The sequence below is a fragment of the Nocardia aobensis NBRC 100429 genome (assembly GCF_000308375.1).
Taxonomy (GTDB): Bacteria; Actinomycetota; Actinomycetes; order Mycobacteriales; family Mycobacteriaceae; genus Nocardia; species Nocardia aobensis.
The window spans coordinates 1-13,505 of sequence record NZ_BAFQ01000083.1 but is presented as its reverse complement, the minus strand read 5'-3'; the positions used below and the strand labels follow the sequence as shown (position 1 = coordinate 13,505).

General features: G+C 67.1%; 11 protein-coding genes. 6 read left to right on the top strand and 5 right to left on the bottom strand.

All coding sequences use genetic code 11. From position 1 onward, the window contains the following. Window positions 1-40: 40 nt before the first annotated feature. From RJ03_RS10980 to RJ03_RS10970, 3 genes are all read right to left on the bottom strand, one after another. Entirely contained in the window at window positions 41-1,276 is a 1,236-nt protein-coding gene (locus RJ03_RS10980) for a cytochrome P450 (RefSeq protein ID WP_036500934.1), read from the bottom strand. A gap of 186 nt (window positions 1,277-1,462) precedes the next feature. Beyond that, the gene (asnB, locus tag RJ03_RS10975) at window positions 1,463-3,307 is read right to left on the bottom strand and encodes an asparagine synthase (glutamine-hydrolyzing) (RefSeq protein WP_036500933.1); all 1,845 of its coding nucleotides are present in this window, start codon (window positions 3,305-3,307) and stop codon (window positions 1,463-1,465) included. 235 nt (window positions 3,308-3,542) lie between these two features. Further along, window positions 3,543-3,860: a hypothetical protein gene (locus tag RJ03_RS10970; RefSeq protein WP_245552241.1), complete on the bottom strand. Its 318-nt coding sequence runs from the start codon at window positions 3,858-3,860 to the stop codon at window positions 3,543-3,545. Between the two features lie 277 nt (window positions 3,861-4,137). Here RJ03_RS10970 and RJ03_RS10965 point away from each other — a divergent pair, with 277 nt between their 5' ends. From RJ03_RS10965 to RJ03_RS10945, 5 genes are all read left to right on the top strand, one after another. Then, window positions 4,138-4,887 carry a helix-turn-helix domain-containing protein gene (locus RJ03_RS10965; RefSeq protein WP_036500931.1) on the top strand — a complete coding sequence of 250 codons (750 nt, stop codon included), beginning with the start codon at window positions 4,138-4,140 and terminating at the stop codon, window positions 4,885-4,887. A gap of 385 nt (window positions 4,888-5,272) precedes the next feature. Beyond that, window positions 5,273-5,953, top strand: a complete 681-nt coding sequence (locus RJ03_RS10960; protein ID WP_051024555.1) for a biliverdin-producing heme oxygenase — start codon at window positions 5,273-5,275, stop codon at window positions 5,951-5,953. A gap of 317 nt (window positions 5,954-6,270) precedes the next feature. Then, window positions 6,271-8,286 (top strand): SDR family oxidoreductase, encoded by a 2,016-nt coding sequence (locus tag RJ03_RS10955; RefSeq protein ID WP_036500929.1) that lies wholly within the window; start codon window positions 6,271-6,273, stop codon window positions 8,284-8,286. A gap of 46 nt (window positions 8,287-8,332) precedes the next feature. Further along, window positions 8,333-9,049, top strand: coding sequence for a polysaccharide deacetylase family protein (locus RJ03_RS10950; RefSeq protein WP_036500927.1), 717 nt, complete (start codon window positions 8,333-8,335; stop codon window positions 9,047-9,049). A gap of 56 nt (window positions 9,050-9,105) precedes the next feature. Further along, window positions 9,106-10,506: a WS/DGAT/MGAT family O-acyltransferase gene (locus tag RJ03_RS10945; RefSeq protein ID WP_036500925.1), complete on the top strand. Its 1,401-nt coding sequence runs from the start codon at window positions 9,106-9,108 to the stop codon at window positions 10,504-10,506. A gap of 5 nt (window positions 10,507-10,511) precedes the next feature. Here RJ03_RS10945 and RJ03_RS10940 read toward each other — a convergent pair whose 3' ends face one another. Then, complete coding sequence (locus tag RJ03_RS10940; RefSeq protein WP_245552240.1) at window positions 10,512-11,462, bottom strand: alpha/beta fold hydrolase; 951 nt, start codon at window positions 11,460-11,462, stop codon at window positions 10,512-10,514. Between the two features lie 45 nt (window positions 11,463-11,507). Further along, a complete protein-coding gene (locus RJ03_RS10935) occupies window positions 11,508-12,515 on the bottom strand; it encodes a zinc-binding alcohol dehydrogenase family protein (RefSeq protein WP_036500972.1) in 1,008 nt (335 codons plus the stop codon). Between the two features lie 150 nt (window positions 12,516-12,665). On the opposite strand from RJ03_RS10935, the gene RJ03_RS10930 reads away from it, so the two are divergent. Next, window positions 12,666-13,505, top strand: an 840-nt coding sequence (locus RJ03_RS10930) for an AraC family transcriptional regulator (protein ID WP_051024554.1), incomplete at its 3' end; no start/stop codon positions are given.

Here is a 13,505-nt window from a genome sequence, read left to right as displayed (position 1 = left end):
ACCGGGGTCGCCGAGGGTGCTGCCCCGGCGGCCGCGGCGCTCACTCGTAGGCGACCTGCCAGCTCTTGATTCCGTTCAACCAGCCCGAGCGTAGCCGGACCGGCTCGGAAACCTCACGCAGGTTGGGCATCACGTCGGCGATGGCGTTGAAGATCAGATCCAGCTGCAGCCGGGCCAGGTTGGCGCCGACGCAGTAGTGGGTGCCGGTGCCGCCGAATCCCACGTGCGGGTTCGGGTTTCGCATGATGTCGAATTCGAACGGCTTGTCGAAACGCTCCTCGTCGAAGTTCGCCGAGGAGTAGAACAGGCCGACCCGCTGGCCCTTCTTGATGGCCTGGCCGCCGATTTCGGTGTCCGACAACGCGGTTCGCTGGAACGCGATCACCGGGGTCGCCCAGCGCACGATCTCGTCGGGCGCGGTGCGCGGCCGCTCGGCCTTGTAGAGCTCCCACTGCGCCGGATTGTCCACGAACGCCTTCATGCCGTGGGTGGTGGCGTTGCGGGTGGTCTCGTTACCTGCCACGGCCAGCAGGATGACGAACCACGCGAACTCCTCCGAGCCCAGCGCCTCGCCCTCGACATCGGCGTTGAGCAGCTGGGAGACGATGTCGTCGGCCGGGCATTTGCGCTTCTCCTCGGCGAGGTTCCACGCGTAGCCCATGACCTGGGCGTTGGCCATCTTGTAGCTGTCGGCGTACTCGGGGTCGTCGTAGCCCATCATCTGGTTGGACCACTCGAACAGCTTGCCGCGATCCTCCTGCGGTACGCCGAGAAGTTCGGCGATGGCCTGCAGCGGCAGCTCACAGGCCACCTGCTGGACGAAGTCGCCGCCGCCGGTCTTCTTCGCCTCGTGCACGATCCGCTCGGCGCGCTCGCGCAGCGCGGCCCGCAGACTCTCCACCGCACGCGGGGTGAAGCCGCGCGAGATGATGCGGCGCAGCTTGTCGTGCGCCGGCGGATCGGTATTGACCAGCATGGCCCGCTGGATCTCGATCTCCTCGCGGGTGATCTCGCCGTTGAAGCGGATCACCGCGGTGTTCTCCTGCGTGGAGAAGACCTCGGAGTTCTTCGAGATCTCCTTGATATCGTCGAGCCGGCTCACCACCCAGTAGCCGCCGTCGTCGAAGCCACTCACTCCGTTGGGCTGGTCGACCCACCACACCGGAGCGGTGCGGCGCAGTTCGGCCCATTCGGCCACGGGCAGGCGCTGCGAGAGCAGATCGGGGTCGGTGAAATCGAAATCGTGACTGATGGACGGCAGAGACGGCGCGGACACGGTACCTCCTTTGGAACACGTTCCTAGGAGTGAACCACACCACACCCGTTTTGTGAACACCTATTAGTAAATAATGTTCACGAGCTTGTTCCGGTACCCCAGCAAATCTCCGGCACCACCTCTGAACAGCGCGGACAGCGTCCGGGCCGGCCTCGACGCGTGGTCGGAGCCGGCCCGAGGGAGCGCTCAATCCAGCCGCAGTTGCGGAGAATACAGCTCCAGCCAGGTGTGCAGATCGATGATGCGGTCCAATCCGGCGCGCACGGCGCTGTCGAGGCCCGCCGGGTCGAGGGCGACCGCCCGCTGCAGCCACTGCCGGTCGATGAGCTCGAACAGCCGTGGATCACTCTCGGCGAGAACGTGTTTCGCCTGCTGCTGCAGCACCGCCGCGTAGCCCGGATCCTGCGTCGACGGGTACGGGCTCTTGACCCGCTGCACGACCGATTCCGGCAGCACATGCTCGGCCGCATGCCGCAGCAGGCTCTTCTCCCGGCCATCGAAGGTCTTCAGCGACCACGGGGTGTTGTAGACGTATTCGACCAGGCGGTGGTCGCAGAACGGGACCCGCACTTCGAGGCCGACCGCCATCGACGCGCGGTCCTTGCGGTCGAGCAACGTGCGCACGAATCGGGTCAGGTGCAGGTGGCAGACGGTCCGCATCCGGTGTTCGACCTCGGATTCGCCGTCGAGGTGCTCGACCTCGGCCACCGCGGCGCTGTACTGGTCGGCGACGAACTCCTCGAGCCGCAGCCGTTCACGCAGGGCCGGGTTCAGGATCTGCCAGCGTGCGTCGCCGGTCAGGGCGCTGTTGAACGCGAGCCACGGAAAGTTGTCCGCCTTCAGCGCCACCTCGTCGTGGAACCAGCGATACCCGCCGAACACCTCATCGGCCGACTCCCCCGACAGTGCCACGGTCGACTGCTGCCGGATGGCCGCGAACAGCAGATAGAGCGAGGTGTCCATATCGCCGAAACCGACCGGGATGTCGCGGGCGGTAACCACCGCGCGCCGCGCCGCCGGATCGGCCAGATCGGCCGGATTCAGCATCACGTCGCGATGGGCCGAGCGCACCAGCGCCGCCACCTCCCGCACGAATGGTGAATCCGGGGTGTCGCGCATCTCGTCGGGAACGAAGTTCTGCTCCTGGTTGGCGAAATCCACCGAGAAGGTGCGCAACTGCTCGCCGTCGCGGGCGAGCCGTGCCGCGGCCAGTCCGGTGATCGCGCTCGAGTCCAGCCCGCCCGACAGCAGCACACAGCGTGGCACATCGGAGATCAGCTGGCGATCGACGATATCGGTCAGCAATTCACGCACCCGTGCGACGGTCCGCTCCTGGCTGTCGGTGTGCTCGACGGCATGCAGCCGCCAGTAGGTACGGGTGCGAATTCCGTTGCGGTCCACCGTGACCAGCGTGCCGGGCAGCACCTCCGCCATACCCTTCCACAGCGACCAGCCGGGCTGTTTGGTCATGGCGAACAGCTCGCGCAGGCCGTCGAGGTCGACCGCCTTGGCCGCGAGCGGGTTGGCGAGGATGGCCTTGGGCTCGGAGCCGAACAGCACGCCGTCGGGAGTCGGGTAGTAGTAAAACGGTTTGATCCCCATCCGATCGCGCACCATGACCAGCTTCTGATGGCGCTCGTCCCAGATCGCGAAGGCGTACATGCCGTTGAGATGGTCGACGACCGACTCACCCCACTGCAGGTAGCCGTGCAGCACCACTTCGGTGTCGCTGTCGGTGTCGAAGGTGTGCCCGAGAGCACGCAGTTCGTCGCGCAATTCCCGGAAGTTGTAGGCCTCGCCCGAGTACACCATGCCGACGTCGCCCGCCGGGGTCGGCACGGTCATCGGCTGCGCGCCGCCGGGCAGGTCGATGATGGCCAGTCGCCGGTGCCCCAGTGCCGCGTGTTCACGAACGAAGGTGCCTCGCCCGTCCGGCCCGCGACAGGCCATGGTTTCGGTCATCGCATCGATAACCCCCTGCTGCCGGGTGAGGTCGTCCGAGAACGCCACCCAGCCCGCGATTCCGCACATTCCGCCGCCTCTCCAAAATTTAGTTAGCTTAGTGAACGATGCGTAAAACCGTTGTAACACAAGGCCTCTCGGACGCGCCACCCTGCGCCCGACTTGTCCGAGCTTGTCCGAACTCGCCGCTTTCGCCCGAATAGTTCTCTTCGCCCGCGGCGGGCGAACGCCCGGAAATCACCGGTTCCGCCACACCGGACCCGCGCCGACGGAACGCGCCGCAACTCCTATCGTCACCCCGCCCCTACTTCGGCTCCCGGCCGGGTTGCCATCCGGTAGCCCATCGCGAGAACGAGAGTCGCGGGTTCACGGTCTCGACGTCGGCGACCGCCATCACCGAATTCAGCGCAAGGAAGTCGAAATGCTCTGCCGACGGTGCGATTACGACTTCGGCACCGGCCGCGCGGACCTGATCGGCGAGCGGTATCCGACTCGCCTCCGGCACCCACACCAGCCGATAGCCCAGCCGCTCCGCCAGCCGCCGCACCTGAGCGATATCCCAGTCGAGACACGGCGACTCCGGATGCACCCAGCCCAGCGCGACCGGGAGCACATCTTTCACGACCGCTGATCCCGGCGACGCACCTCGCCACGCAGCGGAGCGCGTACCAGCGCGACGGTCAACACGAGCAATCCCACGGTGAGCAAGAACAACATCCACATCGCACACTCCCCTCGCTGTCCGGTTCGGAATGCCGCAGCGCCGGAAACCGAAGCCCTCGCCACCGCGGCCGCGTCCAGATTCGCGCGGACCGCCGCCTTCGGGCGACGACGAAAGCGGCGTCAATCGGTACACAAATGGGGCGACATTCAGGCGTCATTTGCTTTACGGTGGGCGCATGGGAACGCCGAACGTCGCCTTGCGCGCCGCCCGCACGGCACGGCTACTGAGCCAGGACGATCTCGCCCGCATGTTGCGCGAGGCCGGATGCGTCAGCGCGACGAAACGACTCGTCCAGCGATGGGAATCCGGCGCGACCGCCCATCCCCGCCCGTCACATGCGCGGGCCTTGGAACAGGTGATGCGCCTGCCCATCGAAAGCCTCGGATTCGGCGCGGTGATGGCCGGACGCAGCCTGTCCGGCGACGACACGGCCGGCCATGAAGTCCACTCGGCCATCGGCGACGTCCCCCGGGAGCGCCATCCCGGCCAGGCCGCACCGCAGCCCAATGCCGGCACGTACTCCGGAATCTGGTTGTCCCGCTATGAGTTCTACTCCTCCGGCCGCGAACAGACCTTCACGTCGTCGCATTACGTGGTCGTGCTCCAGCACGAACAGAGGCTCACCGTCCGCAGCCTGCCGAAGTCGGCGGCGGGCACACTCGAACTCGACCTCACCCTCGACGGGCATATCGCGACGGGCACCTGGTCGGAAACCACGGCCCCCAGCGGCTACTACAAAGGGGCACGTTATTTCGGGGCGATCCAGCTGCTGTCGGAGCTCACCGCCACCCGGTTGGCGGGCAAGTGGGTGGGCTTCGGCAAGAACTTCGACGTGAACGTGGGGCCGTGGGAGCTGGTCCTGCAGGACCGATCGACGTCGAAAGCCACGATCGAGAAATACGATCGCCCGCCCCAAAGCGATTGATCCGCAAGGGTTCTGCCGCCGGAATCGCATGGGCGCCCCGCTCGAGCGGGAAGACCGCGCTCACGAACGATCCGTGTCCACCGCCGGGACGGTGCGCCGATCGACACGGACACGGCCGGAGGCGGTCGTGCTGAACTTTTCGTGCAAACCTCCGCGAAAATGGCGGAAAACTCGCAAAGACGATGAGGTTTGCACGATTTGTTCACCCGTCCGCCGCTGGCGACGAAACGGCAGTTCACCGGCAGCCGCTGGTCGCCGCCTGCACGGCCGCGCGTGGGTTTCTCGTCCGAAAGTTTGATTCCGGCGCGCTCTCGGGCCGGTATCGTCGGAGGCGAAGTTAGGTTATCCATACTTGTCGTCCTACGAAGCGAGGAAATCTCCGATCATGCCGGACGCCACCTCTACCGAGCAGCCCGTGCCGTTCTCCGCGCAGATCCGCTCCGCCACCGCCGAACAGCACGAGCGCGCCGAGAATTCCACCTTCATGAGCGACATGCTGGGCGGCGCATTGGACGTCAGCGCGTTCTATCGCTATACCGGCCAGCTCTGGCACATCTATCAGGCACTCGAGGCGCATTGGGACGTGCTCGCCGACGATCCGGTCGCCGGTCCGTTCATCCGGCCCGAACTCGCGCGCCTGGCCCATCTCGAGGACGATCTCGCACATCTGGGCGGGCCACAGTGGCGCGACGACATCACCGCCCTGCCCGCCACCGCCGAGTACGCCGCCCGGATCACCGAGTGTGCGCTGCACTGGCCCGCGGGGTACGTGGCCCACCACTACACCCGCTATCTGGGCGATCTGTCGGGCGGCCAGGTCATTCGCGGCACCGCGGCGAAGCTGTGGCAGCTGCCCAAGCGGGGCGACGGTGTGCGCTTCTACGTCTTCGATCAGATCGCGAATCCGGCCGCCTTCAAGCGCGGCTACCGCACCCTGCTCGACGAACTGGCCGTTGACGATCTGGAGAAGCAGCGGGTGCTCGGCGAGTGCCGGCGCGCCTTCGATCTGAATACTGCCGTATTCGCCGATCTGGCAAGCGAATTCCCGGTCCGCCGCGAGGGCTGAACCCTCCTCCGGCGTTCTTGGACAGCCGACCGGAAGGTCGCTAGTCGATAGCCAGATGCGTCTCTGAGTTACATCAAAATCGTTGTTACACATACCGATCGGCGCTCCCACGTGGTGACCAGTCCCACACCGCAGGGGGCGCCGTTTGGTTGCGGGCACAAGTCGCCGCCAGCTAAAGTTACTCACCAGTTAGGCACGCAGGGGTTCCTACAGCGCCCTCGATTCTGATAGAGGCCGCTTCGTTCAGTCCGCATCCACCGACGCATGTCGGACGAACAACGTTGTGCAACAACATGTTCGACATGCAAGGAGGGGTAATGGCTACCTATATCGTGACCGGTGGGACGGGTTTTCTGGGACGGCGCGTGGTGGAAGGACTCCTCTCCGCCGATACCGACGCCGTGGTGCACGTGCTCGTGCGTGAGGCCTCGGCGGCCAAACTGGCCGAGCTCGCGACCCGATGGAATGCCACCGACCGAGTGTTTCCGCTGGTCGGAGACCTGACGGCCCAGGGTTTGGGGCTGGTGGACGAACCGCCGGCCGCGCAGCACGTGGTACATCTGGGCGCGGTCTACGACATGACCGCCGATGAGGAATCCGCCTACGCGGCGAACGTGAACGGCACCCGCGCGGTGATCGCGCTCGCCACCGAACTGGGTGCGATGCTGCACCACGTCTCGTCGGTGGCGGTGGCCGGTGACCATCGCGGAAAATTCTTCGAAGACGATTTCGATCTCGGCCAGAACCTCGAATCTCCTTATCACCGAACGAAATTCGCTGCCGAGCGATTGGTGCGCGAGAGCACGGGACTGCGCTGGCGGGTGTATCGCCCGGCGATCGTCGTCGGCGATTCGCGCACCGGTGAGATGGACAAGATCGACGGTCCGTACTACTTCTTCCCCGCCATCGCGCGGCTGGCCGCACTGCCGGGCGGGCTGCCGCTGCCGCTGCCGGATCTGGGCGCGACCAATATCGTCCCGGTCGACTACGTCGCCCAGGCGATGGTCGAACTGATCGGCCGACCGGGTCTGAACAAGCGCACCTTCCACCTGGTCAATCCGCGTCCGCAGCCGTTCACCGAGATCTACAGCGCGCTCTCGCGAGCCGCCGGCGCATCCGGTGGCGTGGGCCCGGTTCCGGGCAGTCACACCGCACTGGCGACGCTGAACCGCCTGCCCGGTGTCACCGCGGCGCGTGATTTCCTGTTGAGCCAGTTCGGTATTCCCGCCGAGGTCGCCCCGCACACGTCGTTCGCGTCGGAATTCGTCTCCGATTCCACCCGGGCGCTGCTGCGCCGCATCGACCTCGAGGTCCCCGCCTTCGACACCTACGCCGAAAATCTGTGGCGGTACTGGCGCGCACATCTGGATCCCGACCGGGCACGCCGGCACGGCGGCGGCGACCGGCTGCGCGGCCGGATCGTGCTCATCACCGGCGCCTCCTCCGGTATCGGCCTGGCGACCGCGCATGCGGTGGCGCGCCGCGGTGCGACGGTGCTGATGGTGGCGCGCGGGATCGACGAACTCGAGGCGGCGGCGGCCCAGGTGCGCGAACAGGGCGGCGACGCCTACAGCTATTCGTGCGACATCACCGACGAGAAGGCGGTCGAGCTGCTGGTCAAGCAGGTGCTCGCCGACCATCACCACGTCGACTACGTGGTGAACAACGCCGGACGTTCCATCCGTCGCTCCGTGCTGAACTCCACCGATCGCATGCACGATTTCGAGCGGACGATGGCCGTCAACTACTTCGGCGCGGTGCGGCTGATCCTGGCCCTGCTGCCGGCCATGCGGGAACGCCGCTTCGGCCACGTCGTCAACATCTCCTCGATCGCGGTGCAGACCAAACAGCCGCGTTTCGCCGCCTACGTGGCGAGCAAATCGGCGCTGGACACCTTCAGCGAGATCGCGGCGGTCGAGAACGCCGACGCCGGCATCACCTTCACCTCGGTGCGGATGCCGCTGGTGCGCACCCCGATGATCGCACCGACCGAGATGTACCGATCACTGCCGGTGCACAGCCCCGAACAGGCGGCGGCGATCGTGGTGCGCGCCCTCGAGGAGCGCCCCGCGCGCATCGACACACCGATCGGCACCTTCGCCCAGGTCATCGACACGGTGATGCCCTCGGTGAAGAAAGCCATTCTGCACCAGGGCTTCCGGCGGACCGCCGACTCCGCCGCGGCCCGGCACGGCCGCACCGCATCGAGCGATACGACCGAGACCGGCGGCCGCAGCCCCCTGCTGGCGCTCGCACCGGTGGTGCAGCCACTGATGGGCTTGCCCACCCCCGCGGCTCGGATCATCAACCGGCTGCCCGGCCTGCACTGGTGAATCCGCACCTACCACCGGACCCGGTGTCCGGTGGTAGGTTTCGCCGGTGAAACGCAGGCTTCTGCTCGGCGGCGCGCTCGTCGTCGTCCTCGCGGCGGTGCTGTCGGCCGGCACCTACGTCCTGATGAATTCGCGGACCTTCCAGGTCGCCGGTCGCGTGGTCCACCGCGTCGACACTGCCGGAAAGGTCGTCGCGCTGACCATCGACGACGGCCCCACCGACCGCACCCCGGCGATCCTGGAAACACTTGCCGCTGAACATATTCCGGCCACCTTCTATCTTGTCGGCCGTGACCTGGCCGCCCATCGCGACTACGGCGCGCAGATCGCGGCCGCCGGGCACGAGCTCGGTAATCACAGCTACACCCATCGACGGCTCGTATTCGTCACTCCCGCGACGGTCCGCGGCGAGGTCGAGCGCACCGATGCCGAAATCGAGCGCACCGGGTACCACGGCCCGGTGACCTTCCGCCCGCCCTACGGCAAGAAGCTGGTCGCGCTGCCCTGGTATCTGTCTGATCACGACCGCACCACCGTGATGTGGGATGTGGAATCCGATTCCACCGGTGGCGCGAGCACCGATGTCATAGTCTCGGACACGGTGAACCGCGCCCGGCCGGGATCGATCATCTTGTTGCATGCGATGTACCAACCGGCCGCCGCGGCGGCGATTCCGCGCATCGTCGCGGAACTCCGTTCGCGCGGTTACGGTTTCGTGACCGTCTCGCAACTGATCGCTGGCACGAAACCCACCGGAATGTGACCGAACTCCCCGGCCGTTTCGGCCAAAACTAGAACGTGTTCTAATAGTCTAGAGGTATGGAGCGATTGACCGGGCTGGATGCCAGCTTTCTGTACCTGGAGACCGACACCCAACTGCTGCACGTGTGCGCGCTGCTGATTCTCGACCCGCCCGCCGACGGGACGAACTACGAATTCACCGCGCTGAAGGAGGAACTGGGGCGCCGCCTGCACCTGATCCCCTCCATGCGCCGCCGCGTCCATCGGGTCCCGTTCGACCTCGACCACCCGGTCTGGGTCACCGATACCGGCTTCGACCTCGACCGGCACGTCCGCCGCCTCGGGCTGCCCTCCCCCGGCGGGCCGAAGGAACTGGCCGAACTCGTCGGCGACATCGCCGCGCAACCGATGGACCGCGACCGGCCGCTGTGGGAGATGTGGGTGATCGAGGGCCTGGCCGACGGCAAGGTCGCCGTGGTCTCGAAATACCATCACGCCGCCGTCGACGGCGTCACCGGCGCCAACATGATGGCGTATCTGTGCGACGCCGAACCGGGTGTGCGCTACCCCGATCCGCCGGCCGAGAACCACACGGAGTCCGGCGAGCCCAACGATCTCGCCCTCGCCGCCGAGGGGCTGGTGCGGATGCCGGCGAAACTCGGCGTGGTCGGCATGGTGCCGAAGACACTGGGCAAGCTGGGCGGGATGGTGCAGCGCCGGCGTGCCGACAAACAGGGCATGGCCTTGCCGTTCACCGCGCCCCGCACGCCGTTCAACCGAACCATCACCCGCCATCGCAGCGTCGCCTTCACCACCGCCCCGCTCGCCGACATCAAGGAGATCCGGGCGGCGTTCGATGTGAAGATCAACGACGTGGTCCTGACCGTCATCGCGGGGGCGCTTCGGCAATATCTGAGCGAACACGACGAACTGCCGGAGACCTCGCTGATCGCCTCGGTACCCGTTTCCACCCACGAGACCTCACGGCACGAACGCGGCGTCAACAAGGTGTCGACCCTGTTCGCTCAGCTCTACACCGACGTCGAGGATCCGGTGGAACGACTGCGGCTCATCGCGGAGGGCAACGTCGGCGCGAAGGAGGAACACGAAGTCCTGGGTGCGGACTTCCTGCAGGATTGGGCCGAATACGCCCCGCCGAACACCTTCCGGATCGCGGTGCGCGCCTATTCGTCGTTCAAACTTGCCGAACGCCATCCGGTGGTGCACAACCTGGTGATCTCCAATGTGCCCGGACCGCAGCAGCCGCTGTACTTCCTCGGCCACCGCATCGACTCACTGTTCCCGTTCGGCCCGGTGTTCCACGGCGCGGGCCTCAACGTCACGGTGCTGTCGGCCAACGGCGACCTCGATTTCGGCTTCATCGCCTGCCGTGAACTGGTCCCCGATCCGGACCGGATGGCCGACGCCGTCCACGACAGCATCTCAGCGCTCCTGAAGGCGGCAAACGCCCAGCGCTGAGCGCGTCAGCTCTCCCGCCGAGCGGCCACCGCCGCGCAGGCCTCGAGGAGTACAGGGACAAAGGCGTCCGCCTCGAGTACACAGGCCGCATGTCCGGCCGAGACGAGGAAAATCTCCGCTCCGGCAATCATTTTCGCCATTTCCAGCTGCCGGTAGACCGGCAGCGCGTGGTCGTGTGTCGTGATCACCACGCCCGTGGGCACATCCAGGCTCGACAGCCACGGCGAGGAATCGAAGCGCCCCAGTTCGGCGATCGCCTGAGTCATCGCCCACCCGCTGGTGGTGCGCAGCTCGGCCAGCGCCCACCGATCCATTCGCCCTGTCTCCCAGGATATTTCGGGCATATGCGGCAGCCTGTTCGCCGCCTCCGCCACTCGGCGCCCGGCCGTCTCGGTCATCACCCCGGCCACCAGCGCCATACCGCCGTGGAACAGCCGCTCACGCCATTTCTCCCGGAACCGGTAGGTCGTCGCGCACAGCACCAGGCCGCCGACGAGGTCCGGCCGCCGGTGCGCCACCGATTGGGCGACGATACCGCCCATGGAGTACCCGGCCAGGATCGGCCGCTCCACGCCGGTCAGCTCCGCCACCGCGACGACGTCGTCGGCGAGATCGTTCAGATCGAAACGCGGCGAACGGATTCCGTGCCCGTGCCAGCGCTGGTCGAACAGCACCACCCGATAGTGTTCGGACAACTCCGCCAGAGCCGGGAACCAGTTCAGCATCGCGGTGGTCACCAGGCCGTGCAACAGGATCACCGTCGGCGCGCCCTCGGGCCCGGGAATATCGACCAGATAGGTCCGCCCGCGCCCGGGCAGATCCACCATCCGGCCCGCCGGCACCGAGTTCGTGCGCGATACGCGGGTGCCGAATCGCCCGCCGGCCGCCCCGCGACCATTGCCCGCCGTCTGCCGCTCTGCCGCCATCGCATCCTCCCGCATCGCCGGCCCGGTCATGAATTAGAACACGTTCCAATTCGATGGTACCGGGTGCCACCGCGGTCACCGGGCTCCGGGAAGCAACACCGCCGCACCGGCGAACCGGCCGTGTGCCAGATCGGCCAGGGCCCGGTCGGCGGATTCGAGCGGATAGGGGTTGATGCGAACCTGCATCCGATGCCGGCCGCAGAACTCCAGGAACTCGCGTCCGTCCGCGCGGGTATTGGCGGTGACCGAACGAACCTCACGCTCCTGGAACAGATGACGCTGATAATTCAGCGCCGGAATATCGGTGAGGTGAATGCCGGCGATCGACAGCACACCGCCTCGATCCAGCCCCGCCAGCGCGGGCAGGACGAGATCACCGACCGGCGCGAACAGGATCGCCGAATCCAGCGGCACCGGCGGCGGATCGGCCGCACCCTGCGCCGACGCCGCGCCCAGCCCCAGGGCCAGCTCCCGCGCGGCCGCGTCACGGGTCATCACGTGCACCTCGGCGCCCTGAGCCAGAGCGACCTGAGCGGCCAGATGCGCGCTCCCGCCGAAGCCGTAGATGCCGAGCCGTCCCCCTTTCGGCAACGACGCCCGCCGCAGCGCCCGATAGCCGATGATGCCCGCGCACAGCAAGGGCGCCAACTCCGCATCGGCGTACCCGGAAGGCAGCGGATACACGTAATCGGCAGGCGCCGTGGCATATTCGGCATAACCACCGTCGGCGTCCCATCCGGTGTACTGCGAATTGGGGCACAGATTCTCCGCGCCGCGACGGCAGTACGCACACACCCCGCACGTGCTGCGCAACCACGCGATACCGACCCGGTCACCGGGCGCGACGGCCGTCGCTCCCTCACCCACCGCGACCACTTCCCCGACGACCTCGTGGCCGAGCACCACCCGCTGCCGATGCACCGCCAGATCCCCCTCCGCGACATGCAGATCGGTGCGGCACACCCCGCAGGCCAGCACCCGCACCAGCACCTCGCCCGCGGCCGGCTCCGGAATCGGGATCCGGGTGCGGACCGGCGGGGATTCGTCGATCGGGCCTGGCCGCACCACCTGCCAGGAGGCCATCGTCGCAGGATTCATCGCACTCCTTCCGACACCGGAACGCCCGCGCCACGGCGGGAAGATCGATGGTAGTCGCGCCCACCGACGAACCCGGCGTATCCGGCCGCCGAGGCGGTCACCACCATCGGAACGCGGCGTTGATAGCGTCGCTGCGTGCCCGCGCCGTCAACCGCCTTCACCCTGCCCATCGGGCGGGTGCACGCGATCGTCGACCTCGCGCGCCGGCGCGGCTGGGACACCGGGGAACTGCTCGCCGAAGCCGGGATCGCGCCGCAACTGCTGGATCAAGGACGCGCCCGCGTCACCGTCGGACAAGCCGTGCACCTGGTGCAGCAACTGTGGCGCAGCACCGACGACGAACTACTCGGACTGGGCGGCCATCCGATGCCGCGCGGCACCTTCCGTCTGGTGTGCTTCGCCCTGCTCGGTTCCCGCGATATCGCCGCCGCGCTGCACCGGTTCCGGATGTTCCAGAAGGCCCTGCCCGGCTTCCCGCCGCTGCGATTGAGCACCGACGCCGGCGAAGCGCGAATCGCGTTCGACCTCAGCGATATCCGCCATCCGCACGGCCTGATCATCGACACCATGCTGATGGTCGTCTACCGCTTCCTGGACTGGTCGGTCGGCGGCTCGCTGCGACTGCTGCGCGTCGAAGTCCCCTATCCGCCCAACGATCTCGACGACTACGACCTGATCTTCGGTGCGCCGGTACGCTTTTCGGCACCCGATCCCGCCCTGGTCTTCGATGCCGCCGTCCTCACCGCACCCCTCGTGCGCGACGAGGACGATCTGCTGCGCTTCCTGCGCAACGCACCTCAGGCCGTGATCGGCCGCGGTGACGATGCGGTGTCCACCGCGGCGCAGGTACGCCGGATCCTGGAACGCGGCGGACCACGGCACTGGCCCGGCGTCGAGCAGATCGCCGCCGAACTGGCCGTCAGTCCCGCGACACTGCGCCGCAAACTGAGCGACGAACACACCTCACCCAGTCGC

Coding starts and splice junctions, on each gene's coding strand:
- RJ03_RS10940 (WP_245552240.1), bottom strand. CDS start 11,462: ATGACCGGGCCGGCGATGCGGGAGGATGCGATGGCGGCAGAGCGGCAG.
- RJ03_RS10935 (WP_036500972.1), bottom strand. CDS start 12,515: ATGGCCTCCTGGCAGGTGGTGCGGCCAGGCCCGATCGACGAATCCCCG.
- RJ03_RS10945 (WP_036500925.1), top strand. CDS start 9,106: ATGGAGCGATTGACCGGGCTGGATGCCAGCTTTCTGTACCTGGAGACC.
- RJ03_RS10960 (WP_051024555.1), top strand. CDS start 5,273: ATGCCGGACGCCACCTCTACCGAGCAGCCCGTGCCGTTCTCCGCGCAG.
- RJ03_RS10955 (WP_036500929.1), top strand. CDS start 6,271: ATGGCTACCTATATCGTGACCGGTGGGACGGGTTTTCTGGGACGGCGC.
- RJ03_RS10965 (WP_036500931.1), top strand. CDS start 4,138: ATGGGAACGCCGAACGTCGCCTTGCGCGCCGCCCGCACGGCACGGCTA.
- asnB (WP_036500933.1), bottom strand. CDS start 3,307: ATGTGCGGAATCGCGGGCTGGGTGGCGTTCTCGGACGACCTCACCCGG.